Genomic DNA, 21,948 nt, shown 5'->3' with positions numbered 1-21,948 from the left:
CGCCCTGTGATCAATAACTTCCTTTCCAGAGAAGACAACTGGAAGGGAGCGGCTCATGGGGATCCGGTCGGGAAGGGTGCGTCGCGCGCTGCTCGCGGCGCTGGTGACGGGCGCGGTCGTCGTGCCGGTCTCCGCTGCCGCGCACCCCGCGGTGCCCGCCCCCGCGCCCGCGCACCTGGGCCCGGTAACGGCGGCGACGCTGGGCACGGCGTACCGGAAGAACCGGGCGACGGCCGCGCGGGCCGCCGAGACGGCGGCGGCGCACGGTGACCGCCACCGGGCCCGCGCGCTGCGCGGCATGGCGTCCACGGGGCGGGAGTTCCTGACGTTCGACGCCCGGGGCGCGGGCCGGGCCGCCGAGGTCTTCGGCGATCTAACGCACGCGGACCGGATCGCCGTCCTCGTTCCCGGCTCCGACACCTCGATCGACACCTACGACCGGTTCCGCGCGGGCGCCCGCGCGCTGCACGACCGGCTCGGCGACCGCGCCGCCGTCGTGGCCTGGCTCGGGTACGAGACGCCGGGCACGGTCAGCGCGGCCGTCGCGACGACGGGCCGCGCCGAGGACGCCGCGCCCGAACTGGTGCGTTTCATAGGCAAGTTGCGGGACATCGCGCCCGGCTCGACGGTGTCGCTGCTGTGCCACTCCTACGGGTCCGTGGTGTGCGGGCGCGCGGCGCCCCGGTTCCGCGGCGCCGCGCGCGTCTGCGACCTGGTGCTGATCGGCAGCCCGGGCACCGGCGCGGACAGCGCGGCCGGGCTCGGCACCCCGGCCACCGTCTGGGCGGGCCGCGGCGGCGACGACTGGATCGCCGACGTGCCGCATGTGCGCACCGACCTGTTCGGCCTGTTCGACAGCGCGCTCGGCTTCGGCGCCGACCCGGTCTCCCGCTCGTTCGGCGCGCACGTCTTCGCCGCGGGCGACGGCGGACACAGCGACTACTTCAGACCCGGCTCCCCTTCCCTCGCCAACCTCGCCCGGATCGCCCTGGGCCGGTACGCCGACGTCACGGAGGTCTCCCATGGCTGAACTCACCCTCCCCGTCCGGGCCCTGGCCCGCCGGATCGACGCGGCGACCCCGGCCCACCGGGACCGCGCGGTCGACGCGCTGCGCGCCCTCGCGATCTGCGGCGTCGTCCTCGGCCACTGGTTCGTCACGGCGCTCGTGCCCCGCGGCGACGGCACCCTGCGCACCGCGAGCCCGCTCCAGCACCTGCCCTGGCTCGCCCCGATCTCCTGGCTCTTCCAGACGCTCGCCGTCTTCTTCCTGGTGGGCGGCCATGTCGCGACGAAGAGTTACGCGTCGGCGCGGGAGCGCGGTGACACGTACGGGCAGTGGCTGCGGGCCCGGCTCGGCCGCCTGTTCCGGCCGGTCGCGGCGGTGCTGGGCCTGTGGACGGTGGCGGCGGGCGGCATGCTCCTCGGCGGGGTCCCCCTCCCCACCCTCCACACCCTGGGGAAACTGGCGCTGTCCCCGATGTGGTTCCTGCTGGTCTTCGCGGGCCTGACAGCGGCGACCCCGCTGGTGGCCCGGCTCAACCCGCTGTGGCCGGTCGCCGTCGTCCTGCACGTCGACCTCATACGGTTCGGGCTCGGCGGCCCCGCCTGGCTCGGCTGGGTCAACGTGGCGGCGGGCTGGCTCGTGCCGTACACGCTCGGCGCGGCCTGGACGCGGGGCGAGGTGACCCGGCGCTCGGGCTGGGTGCTGCTGCTCGGCGGCGCGGCGGCGACGGCCGGCCTGGTCCTCTTCGCCGGGTACCCGGCGTCGATGGTCGGCGTGCCCGGCGCGGCGGTCTCGAACCTCAACCCGCCCACGCTCGCCGCGGTCGCCTTCGGCCTCGCCCAGTGCGGCCTGGCCCTGCTGCTGCTCGATCCGCTGCGGCGCTGGATGCGGCGGCCCGCGGCCTGGGCGGCGGTGGCCCTGGCCAATCTCTCCGCGATGACGATCTTCCTCTGGCACCAGACAGCGCTGATGGCGGTCACCTCGACGGGCCTCCTGGCCGGCCGCCTGCCCGGCCTGCACACCAGCCCCGACTCGCCGACCTGGGTCGCGGCGCGGGCAGCTTGGTTGCCGGTGTTCGCGCTCGGCCTCGCGGTGTGCTGCGCGGCGTTCCGGGTGTACGAGGGTGCCGGGTCGCGGTCTCGTGGGCGGGCGCGGCCCGGCGGGGCTTCTCGCGCAGTTCCCCGCGCCCCTGAGATGCGCACTTCGTGCGCCGTCTCATCGGGGAAGGCGCGGCGAAGCCGCATGCCTTCAGGGGCGCGGGGAACTGCGCGACCAGCCACGACGTATGCCGCACTCGGCAACGAAACGGTCTTCGCCACGGCGAGCAGCCGGATCCCGACGACGACGGCGGCCGGCCGATGAGGCGGAAGCGGCCGCACAAGATCACGGCCGCGCCTAGGCTGGGCGCCGTGAGCGACGGGGAGGACTTCGGTGCCGCGCTGCGCACCCTCGCGCGGCGGCTGCGCCGCGACCTGTGGACCCTCGCCCCGACGCCGCTCCCGCCCCTGCCCCGACCGCGATGGCTGCGCTGGGCCCCCCACCTGCTGGTTTTCTGGATCGCACTCGGCGCGACGCTGTCGAACATCGACCAGATCGGCGTCCGCTACAACCGGGGCATCGCGTTCGGCGTGCTCTTCGCGCTGGTGCAGGGCGCGGCGATGGTGCTCGCGCTGTGGCGGCCGGTCCCCGCGTTCTGGTTGTCGCTGCTCGACATGGTGGTCGTCGCCCAGCTCACCAAGCCGTGGCTGGCCACATCGGCCGCCGACCCCGACACACCGTGGCCCTGGGCGGGCCCCTCGCTCGTCGCGCACGCCACGGTGCTGCTGCTCCTGGCGCTGCGCGTGCCGACCCGGGCCGTCGTCGTCGCGGCCGGCCTGAGCGTGGCGGCAGGACCGCTGATGCAGCGCACGGTCTCGGGCGTCGCCGCCTACTCCTCGACGACCGCGAGCGCGGCGACCGCGTTCGTGGTCGTCGCCGTCCTCGGCATGATGGTGCGCGGCCTCAGCGAGACCCGCACCCGGCTCGTCGCCCAGGAGGAGATCACCGCGGAGGAGCGGGCCCGGCGCACGGTCCTGGAGGAGCGCAGCCGCATCGCCCGCGAACTGCACGACGTGGTCGCCCACCACATGTCCGTCATCTCCATCCAGGCGCAGGTCGCCCCGCACCTGGTCAAGGACCCGCCGGACGAGCTGAAGGAGAACCTGGAGGGGATCAGGCGCAGCGCCCTGGAGGCGCTCACCGAACTGCGCCGCGTCCTCGGCGTGCTGCGCGCCGACCCGGCCGAGGACCCCGCCGACGAGACGGACCCGGGCACCGCCGCCGCGCCGCAGCTGCCGCAGCCCACCCTCGACCGCCTCGACACCCTCGTCGCGGGCACCCGCGCCGCCGGGCTCACCGTCACCACCCTGGAGACCGGCGAGCGGCGGGCCCTGCCGCCCGGCGTCGAGCTGTCGGCGTACCGGATCGTGCAGGAGGCGCTGAGCAACGCCCTGCGGCACGCCCCCGGGGCGACGGTCGAGGTCGGCATCGACCACGGCCCTGACGGCGTGCGGGTCCGCGTCACGAACACGGCGCCGCAGGGCCCGGTGCCGGACTCGCCGGGCGCGGGCCACGGCCTGCTCGGCATGCGGGAGCGGGCCGCGATGCTGGGCGGCACGCTGCAGGCAGGACCGGTCCCGGAGACCGGCGGCTATGAGATCCGCGCCTTTCTCCCCGCTCTCCCCGCTCCCCCCGAAGGAGGCAGTTGATGGTGACCGCGCCGATCAGAGTCCTGATCGCCGACGACCAGATGATGGTCCGCCAGGGCTTCACGGTCCTGCTGAACACCCAGCCGGACATCGAGGTCGTCGGGCAGGCGGTCGACGGCCTCGACGCCCTCGCCAAGATCGCCGAGCTGGCCCCCGACGTGGTCCTGATGGACATCCGCATGCCGGAGCTGAGCGGCATCGAGGCGACGCGACGGGTCACGGCGTCCGACGCGACCGTGCGGGTCCTCGTCCTGACCACCTTCGACCTCGACGAGTACGTGTACGAGGCGCTGCGCGCGGGCGCCTCCGGGTTCCTCCTCAAGGACGCCTCCGCGGACCAGCTGGCCGACGCGGTAAGGGTGGTGGCGTCCGGCGAGGCGCTCCTCGCGCCCACGGTGACGCGCCGCCTGATCGCCGAGTACGCGCGCCTGACGGACGGCCCGGGCGGCGCGGGCGCGGGCCCGACGGGACCGAAGCCGGCCGAGCTGACCGACCGCGAGACGGAGGTCCTCGTCCTGATCGCGCAGGGCCGGTCGAACGCGGAGATCGCCGGGAAGCTGGTGGTCGCCGAGCAGACCGTGAAGACGCATGTGGGGCGGATCCTGGTGAAGCTGGGGCTGCGCGACCGCACGCAGGCGGCGGTGTTCGCGTACGAGTCGGGGCTCGTGCGGCCCGGGGCGGCGCCGTAGCGGGGGCGAGTAGTACTCAGGTCGGACCCCTGGAACCCGTCTCCCTGGGGACGACCCGGCCGGTCCGGGGGCCGTACGGTCGTGCCATGAGCGAGACGACCACCACCACGGCTCCCCGGGAACGCAGCCCCGAGTTCAGCCTCTTGCAGACGATGCTGCGGGGACTGCGCGCGGATCTGTTCCGGGACGTGCTGGCGTACCGCCCGCTGCCGAAGTCGTCCACGGACAGGCCGCTGGCCCAGCTGTTCCCGGCCCGGATGCGCAGGGAACTGGACATCCTGCCGCACCTCGGTGTGCTGGGTCTGGCCCTGGTCACCATGGTCGTCGGCGCGGGGGCCCTCAACGACGAGTTCCTCTCCCCGATATCCGGGCTGACAGCGGCGGCGCCCGTCGCGCTCACCCTGATCCGGCCGATCCTCGCCTGGTGGCTCTCGCTCGCGGCCGCCCCGCTTCTTGTCATGGCGAGCTCCGCCGAACTCTCCCCGTGGACGGTCGGCAGCATCGTGGGGCACACCGCCGTGATGGCGGTCGTCGCCGCCCGCACCCGGCCGCGTACGGCGGCGTGGATGTGGGTCATCAGCGGGGTGTACGCGCTCTTCGCCGGTGAGGTCTTCGGCGGCTGGTACGGCAGCGACGCCTTCCCGATGGCAGTGTTCTCCGGCGTCGTCCTCGCCCTCGTCTGCATGGTCCAGGTCAGCAGCAGCGCGAAGCGCCAGGTCGCCGAGGAGCGCACCGTCACCGCCGTCGAACGTGACAAGCGCACCCTCCTGGAGGAGCGCACCACCATCGCCCGCGAGCTGCACGACGTCGTCGCCCACCACATGTCGGTCGTGGCGATCCAGGCGGAGGCGGCGCCCTACCGCGTCGAGAACCCGCCGCCCGAGCTGGAGCAGGCGTTCGTCACGATCCGGGAGAACGCGGTGGCGGCGCTCACCGAACTGCGCCGCGTCCTCGGCGTCGTACGCGCGGAGGACTACGAGGCGCCGGACGCCCCGCAGCCCACGCTCGCCGACCTCGACAGGCTCCTGGAGAACGTGCGGGACGCGGGCCTGACCGTCAGCAAGACCGTCACCGGCGCGGTCCGTGAACTGCCGTCCGGCGTCGAGCTGTCGGCGTACCGGATCGTGCAGGAGGCGCTCAGCAACACGCTGCGCCACGCGCCCGGCGCCGAGGCCGCGGTCGAGGTGTCGTACGTACTCGGCGGGCTCGGCCTGCGCATCGTCAACGGCCGGCCCGACAGCCTGGCCAAGACCAGCCCCGGCTCCGGCCACGGCATCACCGGCATGCGCGAGCGCGTCTCCATGCTCAGCGGCGAGATGACGGCGGGCGAGACGGCCGACGGCGGCTACGAGGTCGCGGTGTTCCTCCCGGTGGCCGCGTCCCGCACGGAGGACGACGCATGATCAGGGTGCTGATCGCCGACGACCAGATGATGGTGCGCGAGGGCTTCTCGGTCCTGCTGAACGCGATGCCGGACTTCGAGGTCGTCGGCGAGGCGGTCAACGGGGTCGAGGCGGTCGCCAAGGTCCGCGAGCTCCGCCCCGACGTGGTCCTCATGGACATCCGCATGCCGGAGCTGAACGGCATCGAGGCGACCCGCGAGATCGTGGCGGCCGACGAGGGCGCGAAGGTCCTCGTGCTGACCACGTTCGACCTCGACGAGTACGTGTACCAGGCGCTGCGCGCGGGCGCGTCCGGCTTCCTCCTCAAGGACGCCTCGGCCCGCCAACTCGCCGACGGCGTACGGGTGGTGGCGAGCGGGGAGGCGCTGCTCGCGCCGTCGGTCACCCGCCGTCTGATCACCGAGTTCTCGAAGCTGTCCGAGACGCCGAAGCTGCCCGCGGTGCAGAACCCGGACGCGTACGGGGAGCTGACCGACCGCGAGACGGAGGTGCTGGTGCTGATCGCGCAGGGCCTGTCGAACGCGGAGATCGCCGAGCGGCTCGTCGTCGCCGAGTCGACGATCAAGACGCATGTCAGCCGCGTCCTGGTGAAGCTGGGCCTGCGCGACCGCACCCAGGCGGCCGTCTTCGCGTACGAGGCACGTCTGGTCACACCGGGCTGACCGGCACTAACGTCCCTCCATGGACGCCACCGCCCCGTTCGACCCCTGGTCCCCGGCCTTCGTCGCCGACCCGTACCCCGCGTACGCGGCGCTGCGCGCGGCCGGCCGGGTCCACTGGTTCGAGCCCACCCGCCAGTACCTGATCCCGCACCACGCCGACGTCTCGGCGCTGCTGCGCGACCGCCGCCTCGGCCGCACCTATCAACACCGGTACACGCACGAGGACTTCGGCCGCACGGCGCCGCCGCCCGAGCACGAGCCGTTCCACACCCTCAACGACCACGGCATGCTCGACCTGGAGCCGCCGGACCACACGCGCATCCGGCGCCTCGTCTCGAAGGCGTTCACGCCGCGCACGGTCGAGCAACTGGTGCCGTACGTCGAGAAGCTGGCCGGTGAGCTGGTGGCCGGCCTGGTCGCGGACGGCGGCGGCGACCTGCTCACCGACGTCGCCGAGCCGCTCCCGGTCGCGGTCATCGCCGAGATGCTGGGCATCCCCGAGTCCGACCGGCCGCTGCTGCGCCCCTGGTCGGCGGCGATCTGCGGCATGTACGAGCTGAACCCGCCGGAGGAGACGGCCCGCGCCGCGGTCCGCGCCTCGGCCGAATTCACCGAGTATCTACGCGAGTTGATACGGGTCCGGCGCACGGCACCCGGAGACGACCTGATCTCGGGCCTCATCGCCGCCCACGACGAGGGCGACCGCCTCACCGAGCAGGAGATGATCTCGACCTGCGTCCTGCTGCTCAACGCCGGTCACGAGGCCACGGTCAACTCCACGGTGAACGGCTGGTGGGCCCTGTTCCGCCACCCCGGCCAGCTGGCGGCCCTGCGCGCCGACCACGCGCTCGTCCCCGGCGCCGTCGAGGAGCTGATGCGCTACGACACCCCGCTCCAGCTCTTCGAACGCTGGGTCCTGGACGACATCGACGTCGCGGGCGTCGGCATCCCCCGCGGCTCCGAGGTGGCCCTCCTCTTCGGCGCGGCCAACCACGACCCGGCGGTCTTCCCCGACCCGGCGCGCCTCGACCTGACCCGCACCGACAACCCCCACATCTCCTTCAGCGCGGGCATCCACTACTGCATCGGCGCGCCCCTGGCCCGGATCGAACTGGGCGCTTCCATGCGGGCGTTGCTGACCCAGGCCCCGACCCTGCGGCTCGCGGCCGAGCCGCGCCGGAGGCCGAACTTCGTCATCCGCGGTCTGGAGGGCCTGCCCGTCGAGCTGTGAGCAGCCGGTGGACAAGGGCCCACACCAGCACCCCGGCGGCGGCTCCGCCGCCCACACAGAGCGGCAGCTCGACGAAGAGCACCCGCCACCGCGGCCCCTGCTCGAACGGATGGAACCGCCCCTGCGCGTACGCGGCCCACGCCGCGAGCCCGGCGCCGGACCCGGCGATCGCGGTGAGGCAGCCGGCCGCCGCCTGTGTTCGTTGCCCCATGCCGGACACAGACGCGCGACGCCCCGCCGGGGTTCCGGCCGGGGCGTCGCGGTGCCGTGCGGCGCCCTCAGGCGGAGAGGTCCCGCCGCCGCAGCCCCACCAGCCCGACCCCCACGAGCGCGGCCGCCAGCGCCGTCAGCACCAGCACCGGACCCCAGGCCATCTCACCGCCCGGCAGCTTCGGCAGATGCCCGAAGGGGGAGAGGTCCAGCACCGCCCGGGGCACCTTCAGCGCCGGGCCGATCCAGCCGAGCAGCAGCGCCGCGCCCGCCACGCCCCACGCGGCCGGTGCCGCCCGGGGCACCAGGCCGTACAGGAGCACCGCCGCGCCGCCGAGCGTCCACACCGCCGGGAGCTGGACGAGGCAGGCGCCCACGAGGGACCCGGCGTCCTGCCCGTGGCCCAGCGCCAGGCCGAGGCCGCCGAGCAGCATGATCAGCGCGGCGCCCGCGAAGCCGATCGCCAGGTGGCCCGCGGCCCAGCCGAGCCGCCCGACCGCGTTCGCGAGCACCGGCTCCGCCCGCTGCGAGGTCTCCTCGCCGTGCAGCCGCAGCACGGACTGGACGACGTACAGCGCCGCGACCATGCCCAGCATGCCGGCCATCGTGGCGAGGAAGGCGTCGGTGATGCCGGACTGTCCGCCCATCCGCTCGATGATGTCGACGGTCTTCTGGTTGTCGCCGACCAGGTCGGCCGCCCCGTCGGCCATCCCGCCGAAGACGGCACCGGCCGCGAGGAACCCGGCCGACCAGCCGATCACGCTGCCCCGCTGCAGCCGCCGGGCAAGCGCGCCGGCCGTGCCGAGCCGCCCGTGCGCGGGGCCCGGCCGGCTCGGCAGGAAGCTCATCCCGATGTCGCGCCGCCCGGTCAGAGCGAACGCCCCGGCGCCCTGGAGCGCGACCGCCGCGACGAACAGCAGCAGCACCCACCACCGTTCGTCGGCGAACGACCGGACGTTCTCGACCCAGCCGACCGGCGAGAGCCAGGTCAGCGGCGACGAGGCGCCGCCGGTCCCCGCGTCACCGGCCGCCCGCAGCACGAACGCGGCCCCGAGCAGCGCCGCAGTCACGCCCCGCGCGAGCCGCGCGCTCTCGGTGAACTGCGCGACGATCGCCGCCATCGAGGCGAACACCATGCCCGCCCCGCCGATCGCGGCCCCGAAGGCGAGCGCCCCCGCTCCGCCCTGCGCGGCGAGACCGCCCGCGAGCAGCAGCGCCAGCACGCCGTTGGCCACCAGTGCCGTGAGCAGCGCGGCGGCCAGGGGCGCGCGCCGCCCCACCATCGCCGACGACACCAGCTCCTGCCGCCCGCTCTCCTCCTCGTCGCGGGTGTGCCGGACGACGACGAGCAGGCTCATCACGGCGGCGAGCACCGCCGCGAACGTCCCGATGCGCCAGGCGGTCAGCGCGCCCAGCGAGTCGGCGAAGACGGGCCCGTACAGGGCGCGCATCGAGCCGTTGGTGTTCATGGTGCGCACGACGTCGGCGCGCTCGGCGGCCGTGCCGTACACGCTCTTCAGCGAGTTCGGCATGGACAGCACCATCATCGCGACGATCGCGACCCAGACCGGGATCAGCACCCGGTCGCGGCGCAGCGCCAGCCGCAGCAGGGCTCCGGTGCCCGCGAGTCGACGGGGGCCGGCGGTCCGCGGGGCGTACCGCGTGCCGGGCGCGAGGGCGGCGGTCATCGCGACACCGCCTCCTTCTCGGGGAGCCGTACGTCGTCCTGGTAGTGCCGCAGGAACAGCTCCTCCAGGGTCGGCGGGGTGCTGGTCAGCGACCGCACGCCCGACGCGGTCAGCGACCGCAGCACCGCGTCCAGCTTGTCGGTGTCGACCTGGAGGCGGACCCGCGTGCCCCGGACGTCGAGATCGTGGACGCCCGGCAGCCGGTCCAGCCCCTGTGGCGCGCCCGCGAGTTCGGCGCTCACGCTGGTCCGGGTCAGGTGGCGCAGCTGGGCCAGCGAACCGCTCTCGACGGTCCGCCCCTTGCGGATGATGCTGACGCGGTCGGACAGCTCCTCCACCTCGCTGAGGATGTGCGAGGACAGCAGCACCGTCTGGCCGCGCTCCCGGGCGGCCTCCTCGACGTACGACTGGAAGACCTCCTCCATCAGCGGGTCGAGCCCGGAGGTGGGCTCGTCCAGGATGAGCAGGTCGACGCCGGACGCGGCGAAGGCGGCGACGAGGGCGACCTTCTGCCGGTTGCCCTTGGAGTAGGTGCGGCCCTTCTTGGTCGGGTCGAGTTCGAAGCGTTCGACGAGCTCCGCCCTGCGGGCCTTGTCGAGGCCGCCGCGCAGCCGCCCGTACAGGTCGATGACCTCGCCGCCGCTGAGGTTGCGCCACAGCGTGACGTCGCCGGGGACGTACGCGACCTTGCGGTGCAGTTCGACGGTGTCGGCCCAGGGGTCGAGGCCCAGCATCTGCACGGCGCCGGAGTCGGCGCGCAGCAGCCCGAGCAGCACCCGCAGGGTGGTGGACTTCCCCGCGCCGTTCGGCCCGAGGAAGCCGTGCACCTCACCGCTCTCGACGTCCAGGTCGAGGCCGTCCAGCGCACGCGTCCTGCCGAACGACTTGTGCAGTCCGGAGACCGTGATTGCCTTCGTCATGTTTTTGAACGTACGCTGATTTCACAAAGTTGTGAAGTTAAGGAAGTGTATAAACTCGGGGGCACGGAACGCAGGGGAGATGATGCAGGGCATGAGCAGCAAGGACGACACACGGGCGCGCTTCGTCGAACGGTTCGCGGGCCAGCTCGTCGAGGCCGGCCTGCCCCGGATGCCCGCACGGGTCTTCGCCGCGCTGCTCTCCTCCGAGGCGGGCGCGCTCACCGCGGCCGAGCTGGGGGAGCGGCTCCAGGTCAGCCCCGCGGCGGTGTCCGGCGCGGTGCGCTATCTGACGCAGGTGCACATGGTCACCCGCGAGCGGGAGCCCGGCACGCGGCGGGACCTGTTCCGGGTGCACGGGAACCAGTGGTACGAGGCGCTCGCCAGCCGGGACAGCGTCATGAAGCGCTGGGTCGACTCGCTGACGGAGGGCGTCGACAGTCTCGGCGCGGACACCCCGGCGGGCAGGCGCCTCGGCGAGACGCTGGCCTTCTTCGAGTTCGTCCAGACCGAGCTGGGCGGGCTCATGGAGCGCTGGCGGGAGCACCGCAAGACGCTCGGCCTGGACTGAGGTCCCCTTCGCCGTACCTCAGGGCCGCGGCGGCCACCGCGACCCCGCACCGTACAGCGCATGTGCATGATGCACATGATGTGTATGGTGCATACCTCTCGTGATATACCTGCTGGGCAGGCGGTACGAGAAAGGCGGGCGGGCGACGTGGGCGAGGCGGCCAAGGACAGGACCACGCGGCAGGTCGAGTTCGAGACGATGCTGCTGAGCCGGCACGGCTATCTCTTCGGCTCGCGCGCCAGATCCGACCGCTGGCACCTCGACCGCAGCGCGTACATCCTGCTCAGCCGCATCCAGATGGACGGCCCGATGTCGATCGGCCAGCTCAGCGACGCGTTCGGCCTGGACACCTCGACGCTCAACCGGCAGACCGCGGCGATGATGCGGGCCGGCCTGGTCGAGCGGATCCCGGACCCGGAAGGCGGCATCGCCCGCAAGTTCCGCATCACCGAAGAGGGCCTCAAGAACCTGGACGGCGACCGCGGGCTCAACGTCGACGTGATCGGCGGACTCATGGAGGAGTGGAGCGCGGACGAGATCGCCGACTTCGCCACGAGCCTGGAGCGGCTGAACCGCGCGATCGAGCGCCTCGAAGGGCGCCCCTGGCCCCGGCCCTGACGCCCCCACACCCCGCGGCCAGGCCGGGACAGGGGGCCGGCGCCTCACGGAAGCGCCAGCCCCCACGCCCCCGCCCGCACGGTCCAGGTCCGGCTGCGCACCGGCCCGCCGATCGCCACCGCGTCCGCCCGGTAGCGGAAATCCGGCCCGGACACGGTGACCGTGCGGGCCGCCACGCACAGCGGCGCCGCGTCCGCCGCCTGCCGCACCTCGATCCGCGCGAGGCCCGTCCCCGTGGCGGGCCCCACCGAGACGCCCTCCACCGGCTGGTCCAGGTCGATCAGGGTCACCCCGTCCGCCTCGATCCGCAGCCGCGCCGGCGGCCCGGCCTCCGGCGCCGCGGGACGCACCGGCCGCGCCGCGAGGGTGCGCACCAGCGAGCGGCACGTCCGCAGCCACGGCCGGGCGGCGCCCGCCGTCACCGGTTCCACGGCCGGCGGGATCCGCAGGTCCCCGAGGACCACCCCGTCGCTGTCGTCCACCAGCAGATCGAGCCGCCGCTCCGCCCCGTCCAGCGCGGCCCGCGCCGCGGCCACCGTTCCCGTCGGCACCCCGAGCGACCGGGCGAGCGACACCGCGCCGCCCACCGGGACCATCGAGAGGACCGCGCCGGACAGCTCGCGCTCCCGGTGCAGCAGGGACACCGCGCGCAGCAGCGCCCGGTCGTCACCGACCACGACGGGCCGCCGCGCACCCCGTCTGGCCAGCGCTTTCGCGAATTCCTCGGGTCCTTCCGGCAGGCACACCTTGGCGGTCGAGCCCGCGCACAACACGTCCTTGGCGATGCGGACGGACTCCCCGTCCGCGCGTCGGGCGAGGGGGTCCACGAGCACCAGAACCTGCCGCGACAGCCCCTCGTCCGCACGGTCAGATGGATGGTCCAAAGCCGCCACCTCGGCCTTGCCTCGCTTCCTCGGGTAGCATCTTTGTGCAAGAGCCCCTTGCGCTATTGCGCCAGGGGCTTCGTCTATTCCGGGGCACCCCAAGGCTTACGCATTCATCAGTGGCTGCGGCCCCTGACCTTGGACATGCCCCGCCCGGAAGGGGTGTACGCCTGTGCCCGCACTTGTGCTGCTCGGTGCTCAGTGGGGTGACGAAGGCAAGGGAAAGGCCACCGACCTGCTCGGTGGATCCGTGGACTACGTAGTGCGCTACCAGGGCGGCAACAACGCCGGCCACACGGTCGTCGTGGGCGACCAGAAGTACGCGCTGCACCTCCTCCCTTCCGGGATCCTCTCGCCGGAGTGCACGCCGGTCATCGGAAACGGTGTCGTCGTCGACCCGTCGGTCCTGCTCTCCGAGCTGAGCGGTCTGAACGAGCGCGGCGTCGACACGTCCAAGCTCCTGCTCAGCGGCAACGCGCACATCATCACGCCGTACAACGTGACCGTCGACAAGGTGACGGAACGCTTCCTCGGCAAGCGCAAGATCGGCACCACCGGCCGCGGCATCGGCCCGACGTACGCGGACAAGATCAACCGCGTCGGCATCCGCGTCCAGGACCTCTACGACGAGTCGATCCTCACCCAGAAGGTCGAGGCGGCCCTCGAGGTCAAGAACCAGCTGCTCACCAAGCTCTACAACCGCCGCGCCATCGAGGCCCAGCAGGTCGTCGAGGAGCTGCTCGGCTACGCCGACAAGATCAAGGGCTACGTCGCCGACACCACCCTGATCCTCAACAACGCGCTCGACGAGGACAAGGTCGTCCTGTTCGAGGGCGGCCAGGGCACGCTGCTCGACATCGACCACGGCACGTACCCCTTCGTGACCTCGTCGAACCCGACCGCGGGCGGCGCCTGCACGGGCACCGGCGTCGGCCCGACGAAGATCAGCCGGGTCATCGGCATCCTCAAGGCGTACACGACGCGCGTCGGCGCCGGTCCGTTCCCGACCGAGCTGTTCGACCAGGACGGCGAGGACCTGCGGCGCATCGGCGGCGAGCGCGGTGTGACCACCGGCCGTGACCGCCGCTGCGGCTGGTTCGACGCGGTCATCGCCCGCTACGCGACCCGCGTGAACGGCCTGACGGACTTCTTCCTCACGAAGCTGGACGTCCTGACGGGCTGGGAGCAGATCCCGGTCTGCGTGGCCTACGAGATCGACGGCAAGCGCGTCGAGGAGCTCCCGTACTCGCAGTCGGACTTCCACCACGCGAAGCCGATCTACGAGACGCTGCCGGGCTGGTCGGAGGACATCACGAAGGCCAAGACCTTCGCGGACCTCCCGAAGAACGCGCAGGCGTACGTGAAGGCGCTGGAGGAGATGTCCGGCGCCCCCATCTCGGCGATCGGCGTCGGCCCCGGCCGCACCGAGACGATCGAGGTCAACTCGTTCCTGTAGGGAGCGGGTCAGGCAGCCGAGGGCCCCGGTCCGCCGCACGGCGGGCCGGGGCCCTCGCCGTGTCCACCGCGACCTGACGTGTCCGGCGGTCTCACTCCGACTTGTCGAACGTCAGGGTCTGCTCCTTGCCGGTGGAGTCGATCATGACCCGTCGCAGCTGTCCCGAGGGCAGGACGGTGATGGTGCTCGGCTCGCCGGGCCGGCAGGCGTCCCGCGGTTCGGCGACCACCGGGTCCGTGCCGCCGACGCGCAGCGTGGAGCCCGTGACGGACGTCAGCTCGCCCTGGAACACGCAGTGGTAGGAGTCCCCGTTGTTCTGCGTGCCGTCGGCCGTCATGGACAGGACCGTGTCGCCCGGCTCGCCCTGCTGGATGACGATGCGGCGCGGATGGTGCCCGAGGGAGTTGTCGATCGCGCCCGTCCACGTGCCCAGGAACTTCTCCGGGACCTTCCCGGCGGCCGACTGCGGGGTCCGCTCCGGCTCGGTGGACGGCGGGGACGTGGACGCCGGGGAAGACGGGCCCGACGGGTCCGACGGGGAGGGGCCCGTGGCGGACGGGGATCCCTTGCCGTCCCGTGCCGTCGTGCCCGGCGTGCCGTCGTCCTTCATCAGGGCGTACACCGAACCGCCCGCGCCGATCGCCACTATCAGGGCGACCGCTATCAGCGCCGCCGTGGAGCGGCCGCGGCGCACAGGCTCCTGGTGCGGGGCGACGAGGGGCCCGACGCCGGGGCCGTAGGGCGGGGTCTGGCCCCAGCTCCCCTGCGGATAACCGTAGGAGGGCGGCTGCGGTGCGGCCTGGGGCAGTGGCTGCGGTGCGGCCGGGGGCAGCGGCTGGGGCGGGTAGCCGTACGCCGGGCCGGGGGGAGGGGCCGGGGCCGGGTTCGGCGCGGGCGCCGGGGGCCCCTGGCCGACCACCGCCGTCGGCAGATGGTCCAGCTGGGCCGCGCCCGGCTCGCCCGGGGGCGGCGGCGTGTCCCCCTCGGGGCTCTTCGGCGGGGCGGGCGGCAGCGCGGGCGGCCCCTGCTCCGGGTCCTCCGAGTCGAGCAACTGCACCGCGTGACGGCCCAGTTGGGCGACGAGCGCGCCCGGCAGCCAGGGGTCGCGGGTCCGCCCGCCGTCGCCCAGGGTGTCCTCGGCGCCGGTGCGCTCCAGGATCTCGTCGAGCGAGGGACGCTCGGCGGGCGCCTTGCGCAGACAGTCCCGGACGAGGTCCTGCAGGCCCTCCGGAAGGGCGGTCAGGTCCGGCTCCTCCTGGGCGATGCGGAACATCAGGGCGTGCACTCCGCTGTTGGCCGTGCCGAAGGGCAGCGCGCCCGTCGCCGCGTACGCCAGCACGGAGCCCAGGCAGAACACGTCGCACGCCGGGGTGACCCGGTCCCCGCGCACCTGCTCGGGCGCCATGAACCCGGGCGAGCCGACCAGCGCGCCGGTGCGGGTGAGACCGCCGTCGGTGACGGTCTCCAGGGCGCGCGCGATGCCGAAGTCGATGACGCGCGGCCCGTCGATGGTGACCAGCACGTTCGACGGCTTCAGGTCGCGGTGGATCAGCCCCGCCTCGTGGATGTCCTTGACCGCGTGCGCGAGGCCGGCCGCGAGGATGCGTACGGAACGCTCCGGCAGTGCGCCGTGGTCGTGCGAGACGACCTGCTGGAGGGACGGGCCCGCGACGTATCCCGTCGCCACCCAGGGGATGTCCGCCTCCGTGTCCGCGTCGAGCACGGGCGCCGTCCACGCGCCGCCGACCCGCCGCGCGGCCTGCACCTCCTGCCGGAAGCGGACTCTGAACTCCTCCTGCTCCGCGAGCTCCTGACGGACCAGCTTCACCGCCACGGTCCTGCCGCGCTCCGAACGCGCCAGGTACACCTGCCCCATACCGCCCGCGCCGAGCCGGCCCAGCAGCCGGTACGCGCCGATGCGCTGGGGATCCCCCGATCCCAGCGACTCGAGTCGCTCCATGTCGCGCCACCCTCCCCCGTACGTGTGCAACAAACCGAGAATAGTGCGGGCGAAGGACACAGAGACCAGGAGCGGCTTCTACGGTTCCGTAACGGCCGCGGGCGGGACGCGGGCGGCTCGCGCATGTGTTCCACGAAGGGGTGTCGACCCGCGCCGGGGGAGCCGTCAACCCGCGGTTCCCTGGCGTCCGTTCCATGGAAAGCACCCACTCCGTCGGCCAACTCGCCGCGCATCTGGGCCTCGACCTGCTCGCCGTGGCCCTGCTGACCTTCGGGATCTTCTCCCCGCGCCATCGCGGACGGGACCTCGTACCGGCCTATCTCGCCCTGAACGTCGCCCTGTTCGCGGTCGTCGCCGCGCTCGGCGAGGCCGGCGGCGGGAGCGGACTCGCCCTGGGATTCGGCCTGTTCGGCGTGCTGTCGATCGTGCGGCTGCGCTCGGACGCGCTGCGCCACCAGGAAGTCGCCTACTACGTCGTCACGCTGGTGCTCGGGCTGCTGTGCGGGCTGCGCGCGCTCGGCCTCGACGCCGTCCATGCCGACGAGGACGCGCTGCGGGCGGAGCTGGCCCGCCGCCTCGGACGGCCGTACGCCTGGACCGTGCGGGAGATCGACTACGTACGCGACCTGATGGTGTTGGAAGTTCACTTCCGGCAAACGGAAGTTCGGGAACAATGGGCCGCGCCCGTACGTCCCTCTCGTAGTACGACGAAGACCGCTGCCCCCTCTTCCCAGGAGACCGTGTGACCCCCGCCGTACGCGCCATCGGGCGCGCCGCACTGGCCGCCCGGCCGCTCTCGCTCGACGAACTCAACAGCAGGGCCGAGCTGTTGGCACGCCAGGACCGCAGCTATCTCGTACCGGTCGAGATCTTCGCGGACTTCGCCGCGCTGCTCACCGATCCCCGGCGGGCGGGCGGCCCGTTCCGGGCGCTGTCGCTGGGCGGGCGCCGCTGGTTCGCGTACCGCTCCACGTACTACGACACCGCTGACCTGCGCACCTACCACGACCACCGGCAGGGGCGGCGGCTCCGGTACAAGATCCGTGAGCGGCTCTACCAGGACTCCGGGGAGCGGCAGTTCGAGATCAAGCTGAAGAACGGCCGCGGCGAGACGGTCAAGCACCGCCACCGCCTCACCGGCGAGGAGCAGGTCCTCGACCCGGCCGGGCGCGGCTTCCTGGCCGGGGTGCTGGGCGGCGCGTACGGAGTGACGGCGCCGCAGGACCTGCGGCCCTCGCTCGTCACCGACTACCAGCGCGCCACGTTCGTCGCCGACGGGCAGCGGGTGACCTGCGACGCGGGGCTCGTCGTACGGGACGTCTCCGACGGGCGGACGGTCCGGGCGGACAGCGGGCTCGTGCTGGTGGAGACGAAGACGCGGGGGCAGCTGACCGAGGCGGATCGGGTGCTTCACCGGTTCGGGGTGCGGGCGGCCGAGTTCACCAAGTATTGCGGAGGGTTCGCCGCGTTGCGGCCCGAACTGGGGGTGAACCGGTGGGCCCGGGCGGTGAGGCTGGCGTTTCCCGGGGGTGCGTCCTAGATCGGGTGGCGGTGGGCTTCGTGGGCGGGTGCGGGCCGGTGGGGCTTCTCGCGCAGTTCCCCGCGCCCCTCAGGGGCGCGGGGAACTGCGCGACCAGCCACGACGAAAGCCGCACCCGGCAACGGTCACCCGTGGGGCAGACGGGTCGGCCAGCGCAGGGGCACCACCGCCCCCGGTCCGCCGTCCGCGAAGGACACCTCGCCGCCCGACTCCTCCGCCGTGCGCCGCACGATCGACAGGCCGAGGCCGGTGGAACCGGCGCCGGAAGCCGACACCAGGTACACGCTGCCGTCCGCCCGGGCTCCTCGAAGCGCGCCGAGGCCAGCGCCCGGTGCACGGCCGCGTCGTCCAGGGCCCGGCCGTGCGCACCGGCCCCGGAATCCGCGTCCGCACCCGCCGGCTGCCACGCCCCCAGACCCCCGGCGACCGTGCCGACGGCCACCCATGCCGCGGTCGCGGCCACGCTGCGCCATCTCATGGCGTCACCCTGCCGGACACTTCCCTGACGCCACGCCAAGAGCCGACAGACTGTCGCGTTCGCCCGCGTCCCACAGACAGGACGCCGATGGTGTGCGGGTGCACCGCGCATTTACCCTCGGCCCCATGACCCCTCAGCCGAATCCCCAGGTCGGCGCCGCCGTCAAGGCCGCGGACCGCAAGCACGTGTTCCACTCCTGGTCCGCACAGGAGCTCATCGATCCGCTCGCCGTCGCCGGTGCCGAAGGCTCGTACTTCTGGGACTACGACGGCAACCGCTACCTCGACTTCACCTCCGGGCTCGTCTACACGAACATCGGGTACCAGCACCCGAAGGTCGTCGCCGCGATCCAGGAGCAGGCCGCGACGATGACGACGTTCGCGCCCGCCTTCGCCATCGAGTCGCGCTCCGAGGCCGCACGCCTCATCGCCGAGCGCACCCCCGGCGACCTCGACAAGATCTTCTTCACCAACGGCGGCGCCGACGCTGTCGAGCACGCCCTGCGGATGGCCCGCCTGCACACGGGCCGCCCGAAGGTCCTCTCCGCGTACCGCTCGTACCACGGCGGCACCCAGCAGGCCATCAACGTCACCGGTGACCCGCGCCGCTGGGCCAGCGACACCGGCACCGCCGGCGTCGTCCGCTTCTGGGCGCCCTTCCTCTACCGCTCCCGCTTCTACGCGGAGACGGAGGAGCAGGAGTGCGCGCGCGCCCTGGAGCACCTGGAGTCGACGATCCAGTTCGAGGGCCCCTCGACGATCGCCGCGATCATCCTGGAGACCGTCCCGGGCACGGCGGGCATCATGCTGCCGCCGGCGGGCTACCTGGCCGGCGTCCGCGAGCTCTGCGACACGTACGGCATCGTCTTCGTCCTGGACGAGGTCATGGCGGGCTTCGGCCGCACCGGCGAGTGGTTCGCCGCCGACCTGTACGACGTCACGCCGGACCTGATGACCTTCGCGAAGGGCGTGAACTCCGGCTACGTGCCGCTGGGCGGTGTCGCGATCTCCGGCGCGATCGCCGAGACGTTCGCCAAGCGCCCCTACCCCGGCGGCCTCACCTACTCCGGGCACCCGCTGGCCTGCGCCGCCGCCGTCGCCACCATCAACGTGATGGAGGAGGAGGGCATCGTCGCGCACGCGGCGAAGCTGGGCGCGGAGATCATCGAGCCGGGCCTGCGGGACCTCGCCGAGCGGCACCCGTCGGTGGGCGAGGTGCGCGGCGTCGGCATGTTCTGGGCGCTCGACCTCGTCCGGGACAAGGAGACGCGGGAGCCGCTGGTGCCGTACAACGCGGCGGGCGCGGACAACGCCCCGATGGCCGCGTTCGGCGCCGCCGCCAAGAAGAACGGCCTGTGGCCCTTCATCAACATGAACCGCACGCACGTCGTGCCCCCGCTGAACATCACGGAGGCGGAGGCCAAGGAGGGCCTGGCGGCCCTGGACGCGGCGCTCGCCGCCGCGGACGAGCACGTGGCGTAGGTCCCTGCCGGGTGAGGGGGACCCGGGGCCGCACCTCCGCCCCCCTCACTCCGGATCAGCTGAAGATGATCATCGAGCCCTGGGCCAGGCTGCGCGTCGCCGCCTGGTGCAGGCCCAGCCAGACATGGCGCTCGCGGGCGAACGGGCTGTCGTCCGGCGGGACGGGCGCGGCCGGCTCCTCCAGGGCCGTGGGAGCCGCGGGCGGGGCCGGCGGCCCGGGCGGGTTCGCCGGGTCTATCCCGATCGACGGCGCCACGTACTCCAGCTCGCGCAGCAGGGCGTGGGACGAGCCCAACGGGCCGCCGCCCTCAAGGAGTTCGTCGTTCGACAGGGGTGCCGGGAAGTCCACGGGGACGTACGCGCCCGCGTGGTCGTAGTGCCACACCAGATGCGAACTCTGCGCCGTCGACTCGAACATCTCCAGCAACTGCTCGTAGTCACCGCCCAGTTCGTCCACCGGCGTGACGGCGAGCCCGCACATCTGCAGCAGATACGCCCGGCGCAGGAAGTGCAGGGCGTCGTAGTCGAACCCCGCGACCGGCGCCACGTCGCCGGACAGGCCCGGCATGTACGCGTAGACCGGCACCGGTGGCAGGCCTGCCTCGTGCAAGGCCTTGTCGTAGACCGCGAGTTCCTCTGCGAAGGGATTGTCGGGGCTGTGGCACAGCACGTCGACGAGCGGGACGAGCCACAGGTCACAGGCCAAGGGGGCTCCTTAGGACTCCGGTTGAGCGGCGTGTTCTCGGCGTACGCCAGAGTAGTGTGCGCCGGCCCGCCGCAGCCCTGTCTTGCAGGGACCGGGCCTCAGGCGGTCCGCTCGCCCGCGAGGTGCTCGATCAGTCCGAGGGAGTCCTGGTTGTACGCGGCGATGATCGCCTGCGCGGCCGGGGCGTCCCGGCGGGTCAGCGCGTCCACCAGGTCGCAGTGGCCGGACCACAGGCGGCCCCGGAGATCGCCGGCCCGGCGCAGGTGCGGGACCGCGCACATCCAGGACTGGACGCGCAGCCGGTGGAAGAAGTCCGAGAGGTACGGGTTGCCGAAGAGGGCGGACAGCTCGCGCCAGAACCGCAGGTCGTAACCGATCAGGACGTTCAGGTCACCGGCCCCGGCGGCGCGGGCCGCCTCCTCGCCCCGGCGCCGCACGCCGTCCAGGGTGCCGGGGGCGCGCGGGCTCTGCGGGGGGTTCTCGGCGAGGCCGCGGAAGATGCCGTCGGCGACCAGGCTGCGGGCCTCGATCATGGCGCGGTAGTCCGTGAGGGAGTACTCGTGGACGCGGAATCCGCGGTGCTGGGCCGAGTCGAGCAGGCCCTGCGCGGTGAGGTCGACCAGCGCCTCGCGCACCGGGGTGGCCGACACCCCGTACCCCTCGGCGATCTCCTTGACCGTGAACTCCTGGCCGGGGCTCAGGCGGCCCGCCAGGATCTCGTCGCGCAACGCGTCCGCGATCTGCTGGCGCAGGGTGCTGCGGGTGACGGCGGGGCCGTCGAAGGCGGGCACGGGCGGGGTCCCCCGGTTCGGCTGGCGGTGGGTACTGCTCGAACGACAGGCCACCCTACGCGCTCGCCCCCGGTGGCCGGCCCCTGGAGGCACGCGCTCAGCGCGGCTCCGGAGGGCGCTGCCTCGGCATGTTCGGGCGGGCTCCCGGCGGCAGCGGGAAGCGGCCCTGGGGCTGCTCCGCCGGACGGGCCGCGCCCGGGACCGCGGACTGCATGACCAGCGGCGCGGGACCGGACCGGAACTCCACCATCCAGTCCGCGGTCTCGGCCCGCACCAGCTCCGTCACGTCCTCGGTGAAGCGCCGCAGCACGGACAGGCACCGCTCGGCGGCCTCGCTGGCCGTGCCCTCGGTCGGCCCGAGCACCTCGCGGACGCTCTCCGAGGCCCAGTCGAACTGCAGCACCTGCAACCGCCGCTGTACGGCCTGCGCCGTGGCGACGTCCCTTATCCAGCCGGACGTCAGCCCGAAGTACCGGTCGCACCCGGCACAGGCCACCGCGAGCAGCAGCGCGACGTACCCCCAGATCGCGGCCCCGCCCGCCGCCCCCGTCAGATCGAGCAGCGGCAGCACGCCCCCGGCGACCGCCCCGAGGGCCGCACCGCCGCGCAGCGCCCGGGCGCCCCGCCGCTTCCACACCCGGTCGGCGAGGTACCAGGAGGCGGTCCGCAGGGCCCCGTCCTCGACCCACCGGTACAGCTCGTCGAGCCGGTCGGCGGGCTCGCCCCAGTCGCCGAGCGGGAACGCCCGCCCCAGCAGATCGCCCGCGCGCCCGCCGTCGCCGTCCGAGGTGCCCCGGCCCTCGCCCTGCCCCTCCTGGGGCGGTCCTTCGGGCTGCATCTCCGGCTGACTCACCCGGAACTCCCTCGACTGGTGACGGCTGGGGCTGAATGTGCAGCATCTTCCTACCGCCC

At 73.4% G+C, this 21,948-nt stretch carries 22 protein-coding genes; 13 read left to right on the top strand and 9 right to left on the bottom strand.

The features are described from left to right. Window positions 1-55: 55 nt before the first annotated feature. The 7 genes from ACQUQD_RS19390 (at window position 56) to ACQUQD_RS19360 (ending at window position 7,736) form a co-directional block, all read left to right on the top strand. Complete coding sequence (locus ACQUQD_RS19390; RefSeq protein ID WP_428953370.1) at window positions 56-1,030, top strand: alpha/beta hydrolase; 975 nt, start codon at window positions 56-58, stop codon at window positions 1,028-1,030. Continuing rightward, window positions 1,023-2,366: an acyltransferase family protein gene (locus tag ACQUQD_RS19385; protein WP_428953369.1), complete on the top strand. Its 1,344-nt coding sequence runs from the start codon at window positions 1,023-1,025 to the stop codon at window positions 2,364-2,366. Before ACQUQD_RS19390 ends, ACQUQD_RS19385 begins: the two co-directional genes overlap by 8 nt. A 47-nt stretch (window positions 2,367-2,413) precedes the next feature. Further along, on the top strand, window positions 2,414-3,751 hold the full coding sequence (locus ACQUQD_RS19380) for a sensor histidine kinase (RefSeq protein ID WP_428953368.1): 1,338 nt from the start codon (window positions 2,414-2,416) through the stop codon (window positions 3,749-3,751). Next, window positions 3,751-4,440, top strand: coding sequence for a response regulator (locus ACQUQD_RS19375; RefSeq protein ID WP_428953367.1), 690 nt, complete (start codon window positions 3,751-3,753; stop codon window positions 4,438-4,440). The genes ACQUQD_RS19380 and ACQUQD_RS19375 overlap by 1 nt, the downstream gene beginning before the upstream one ends. A gap of 86 nt (window positions 4,441-4,526) precedes the next feature. Continuing rightward, on the top strand, window positions 4,527-5,843 hold the full coding sequence (locus ACQUQD_RS19370) for a sensor histidine kinase (RefSeq protein ID WP_428953366.1): 1,317 nt from the start codon (window positions 4,527-4,529) through the stop codon (window positions 5,841-5,843). Further along, complete coding sequence (locus ACQUQD_RS19365) at window positions 5,840-6,505, top strand: response regulator (RefSeq protein WP_428953365.1); 666 nt, start codon at window positions 5,840-5,842, stop codon at window positions 6,503-6,505. Before ACQUQD_RS19370 ends, ACQUQD_RS19365 begins: the two co-directional genes overlap by 4 nt. A 19-nt stretch (window positions 6,506-6,524) precedes the next feature. Continuing rightward, entirely contained in the window at window positions 6,525-7,736 is a 1,212-nt protein-coding gene (locus ACQUQD_RS19360) for a cytochrome P450 (protein ID WP_428953364.1), read from the top strand. Here the strand turns inward: ACQUQD_RS19360 and ACQUQD_RS19355 are convergent. The 3 genes from ACQUQD_RS19355 to ACQUQD_RS19345 form a co-directional block, all read right to left on the bottom strand. After that, the gene (locus tag ACQUQD_RS19355) at window positions 7,699-7,947 is read right to left on the bottom strand and encodes a hypothetical protein (protein WP_428953363.1); all 249 of its coding nucleotides are present in this window, start codon (window positions 7,945-7,947) and stop codon (window positions 7,699-7,701) included. The two genes, ACQUQD_RS19360 and ACQUQD_RS19355, sit on opposite strands and share 38 nt — an antisense overlap. A gap of 67 nt (window positions 7,948-8,014) precedes the next feature. Continuing rightward, window positions 8,015-9,634, bottom strand: coding sequence for an ABC transporter permease (locus ACQUQD_RS19350; protein WP_428953362.1), 1,620 nt, complete (start codon window positions 9,632-9,634; stop codon window positions 8,015-8,017). Continuing rightward, window positions 9,631-10,554 carry an ATP-binding cassette domain-containing protein gene (locus ACQUQD_RS19345; protein ID WP_428953361.1) on the bottom strand — a complete coding sequence of 308 codons (924 nt, stop codon included), beginning with the start codon at window positions 10,552-10,554 and terminating at the stop codon, window positions 9,631-9,633. The genes ACQUQD_RS19350 and ACQUQD_RS19345 overlap by 4 nt, the downstream gene beginning before the upstream one ends. Before the next feature lie 91 nt (window positions 10,555-10,645). Here ACQUQD_RS19345 and ACQUQD_RS19340 point away from each other — a divergent pair, with 91 nt between their 5' ends. Together ACQUQD_RS19340 and ACQUQD_RS19335 are read left to right on the top strand one after the other, a co-directional pair. Further along, complete coding sequence (locus ACQUQD_RS19340) at window positions 10,646-11,122, top strand: GbsR/MarR family transcriptional regulator (protein ID WP_428953360.1); 477 nt, start codon at window positions 10,646-10,648, stop codon at window positions 11,120-11,122. Between the two features lie 198 nt (window positions 11,123-11,320). Next, window positions 11,321-11,740, top strand: coding sequence for a MarR family winged helix-turn-helix transcriptional regulator (locus ACQUQD_RS19335; protein ID WP_428957600.1), 420 nt, complete (start codon window positions 11,321-11,323; stop codon window positions 11,738-11,740). A gap of 44 nt (window positions 11,741-11,784) precedes the next feature. Here the strand turns inward: ACQUQD_RS19335 and ACQUQD_RS19330 are convergent, their stop codons facing one another. Further along, window positions 11,785-12,624 (bottom strand): diacylglycerol kinase, encoded by an 840-nt coding sequence (locus ACQUQD_RS19330; protein WP_428953359.1) that lies wholly within the window; start codon window positions 12,622-12,624, stop codon window positions 11,785-11,787. A 172-nt stretch (window positions 12,625-12,796) separates the two neighbouring features. Here ACQUQD_RS19330 and ACQUQD_RS19325 point away from each other — a divergent pair, with 172 nt between their 5' ends. Beyond that, complete coding sequence (locus tag ACQUQD_RS19325; protein WP_428953358.1) at window positions 12,797-14,080, top strand: adenylosuccinate synthase; 1,284 nt, start codon at window positions 12,797-12,799, stop codon at window positions 14,078-14,080. A 91-nt stretch (window positions 14,081-14,171) separates the two neighbouring features. Here ACQUQD_RS19325 and ACQUQD_RS19320 read toward each other — a convergent pair whose 3' ends face one another. Then, complete coding sequence (locus ACQUQD_RS19320) at window positions 14,172-16,040, bottom strand: serine/threonine-protein kinase (RefSeq protein ID WP_428953357.1); 1,869 nt, start codon at window positions 16,038-16,040, stop codon at window positions 14,172-14,174. A gap of 194 nt (window positions 16,041-16,234) precedes the next feature. Between ACQUQD_RS19320 and ACQUQD_RS19315 the strand changes: the two genes are divergently transcribed. Together ACQUQD_RS19315 and ACQUQD_RS19310 are read left to right on the top strand one after the other, a co-directional pair. Further along, window positions 16,235-16,786: a DUF4956 domain-containing protein gene (locus ACQUQD_RS19315; protein ID WP_428953356.1), complete on the top strand. Its 552-nt coding sequence runs from the start codon at window positions 16,235-16,237 to the stop codon at window positions 16,784-16,786. After that, window positions 16,783-17,580, top strand: coding sequence for a polyphosphate polymerase domain-containing protein (locus ACQUQD_RS19310; protein ID WP_428953355.1), 798 nt, complete (start codon window positions 16,783-16,785; stop codon window positions 17,578-17,580). The genes ACQUQD_RS19315 and ACQUQD_RS19310 overlap by 4 nt, the downstream gene beginning before the upstream one ends. Window positions 17,581-17,705: 125 nt before the next feature. Here the strand turns inward: ACQUQD_RS19310 and ACQUQD_RS19305 are convergent, their stop codons facing one another. Next, complete coding sequence (locus ACQUQD_RS19305; RefSeq protein ID WP_428953354.1) at window positions 17,706-17,855, bottom strand: hypothetical protein; 150 nt, start codon at window positions 17,853-17,855, stop codon at window positions 17,706-17,708. Between the two features lie 328 nt (window positions 17,856-18,183). Between ACQUQD_RS19305 and ACQUQD_RS19300 the strand changes: the two genes are divergently transcribed. Then, on the top strand, window positions 18,184-19,539 hold the full coding sequence (locus ACQUQD_RS19300) for an aspartate aminotransferase family protein (RefSeq protein WP_428953353.1): 1,356 nt from the start codon (window positions 18,184-18,186) through the stop codon (window positions 19,537-19,539). Window positions 19,540-19,594: 55 nt separating this feature from the next. On the opposite strand, the gene ACQUQD_RS19295 is transcribed toward ACQUQD_RS19300, so the two are convergent. The 3 genes from ACQUQD_RS19295 to ACQUQD_RS19285 form a co-directional block, all read right to left on the bottom strand. After that, window positions 19,595-20,245 (bottom strand): hypothetical protein, encoded by a 651-nt coding sequence (locus ACQUQD_RS19295; protein WP_428953352.1) that lies wholly within the window; start codon window positions 20,243-20,245, stop codon window positions 19,595-19,597. Between the two features lie 98 nt (window positions 20,246-20,343). Continuing rightward, the gene (locus ACQUQD_RS19290) at window positions 20,344-21,036 is read right to left on the bottom strand and encodes a GntR family transcriptional regulator (protein ID WP_428953351.1); all 693 of its coding nucleotides are present in this window, start codon (window positions 21,034-21,036) and stop codon (window positions 20,344-20,346) included. Window positions 21,037-21,133: 97 nt separating this feature from the next. Beyond that, window positions 21,134-21,889 carry an SLATT domain-containing protein gene (locus tag ACQUQD_RS19285; protein ID WP_428953350.1) on the bottom strand — a complete coding sequence of 252 codons (756 nt, stop codon included), beginning with the start codon at window positions 21,887-21,889 and terminating at the stop codon, window positions 21,134-21,136. Window positions 21,890-21,948: the final 59 nt, after the last annotated feature.

It is taken from the genome of Streptomyces sp. cg35 (genome assembly GCF_050410835.1).
GTDB lineage: Bacteria > Actinomycetota > Actinomycetes > Streptomycetales > Streptomycetaceae > Streptomyces.
Note: the sequence above shows the minus strand (reverse complement) of the source record. Positions and strands in the feature narration are given on the sequence as shown.

Bases quoted from the DNA above. Each gene is read 5' to 3' on its own strand.
- ACQUQD_RS19385 (WP_428953369.1), top strand. From the start codon at position 1,023: ATGGCTGAACTCACCCTCCCCGTCCGGGCCCTGGCCCGCCGGATCGAC.
- ACQUQD_RS19340 (WP_428953360.1), top strand. From the start codon at position 10,646: ATGAGCAGCAAGGACGACACACGGGCGCGCTTCGTCGAACGGTTCGCG.
- ACQUQD_RS19390 (WP_428953370.1), top strand. From the start codon at position 56: ATGGGGATCCGGTCGGGAAGGGTGCGTCGCGCGCTGCTCGCGGCGCTG.
- ACQUQD_RS19375 (WP_428953367.1), top strand. From the start codon at position 3,751: ATGGTGACCGCGCCGATCAGAGTCCTGATCGCCGACGACCAGATGATG.
- ACQUQD_RS19300 (WP_428953353.1), top strand. From the start codon at position 18,184: ATGACCCCTCAGCCGAATCCCCAGGTCGGCGCCGCCGTCAAGGCCGCG.
- ACQUQD_RS19320 (WP_428953357.1), bottom strand. From the start codon at position 16,040: ATGGAGCGACTCGAGTCGCTGGGATCGGGGGATCCCCAGCGCATCGGC.
- ACQUQD_RS19355 (WP_428953363.1), bottom strand. From the start codon at position 7,947: ATGGGGCAACGAACACAGGCGGCGGCCGGCTGCCTCACCGCGATCGCC.
- ACQUQD_RS19345 (WP_428953361.1), bottom strand. From the start codon at position 10,554: ATGACGAAGGCAATCACGGTCTCCGGACTGCACAAGTCGTTCGGCAGG.
- ACQUQD_RS19365 (WP_428953365.1), top strand. From the start codon at position 5,840: ATGATCAGGGTGCTGATCGCCGACGACCAGATGATGGTGCGCGAGGGC.
- ACQUQD_RS19360 (WP_428953364.1), top strand. From the start codon at position 6,525: ATGGACGCCACCGCCCCGTTCGACCCCTGGTCCCCGGCCTTCGTCGCC.
- ACQUQD_RS19370 (WP_428953366.1), top strand. From the start codon at position 4,527: ATGAGCGAGACGACCACCACCACGGCTCCCCGGGAACGCAGCCCCGAG.
- ACQUQD_RS19315 (WP_428953356.1), top strand. From the start codon at position 16,235: ATGGAAAGCACCCACTCCGTCGGCCAACTCGCCGCGCATCTGGGCCTC.
- ACQUQD_RS19350 (WP_428953362.1), bottom strand. From the start codon at position 9,634: ATGACCGCCGCCCTCGCGCCCGGCACGCGGTACGCCCCGCGGACCGCC.
- ACQUQD_RS19335 (WP_428957600.1), top strand. From the start codon at position 11,321: ATGCTGCTGAGCCGGCACGGCTATCTCTTCGGCTCGCGCGCCAGATCC.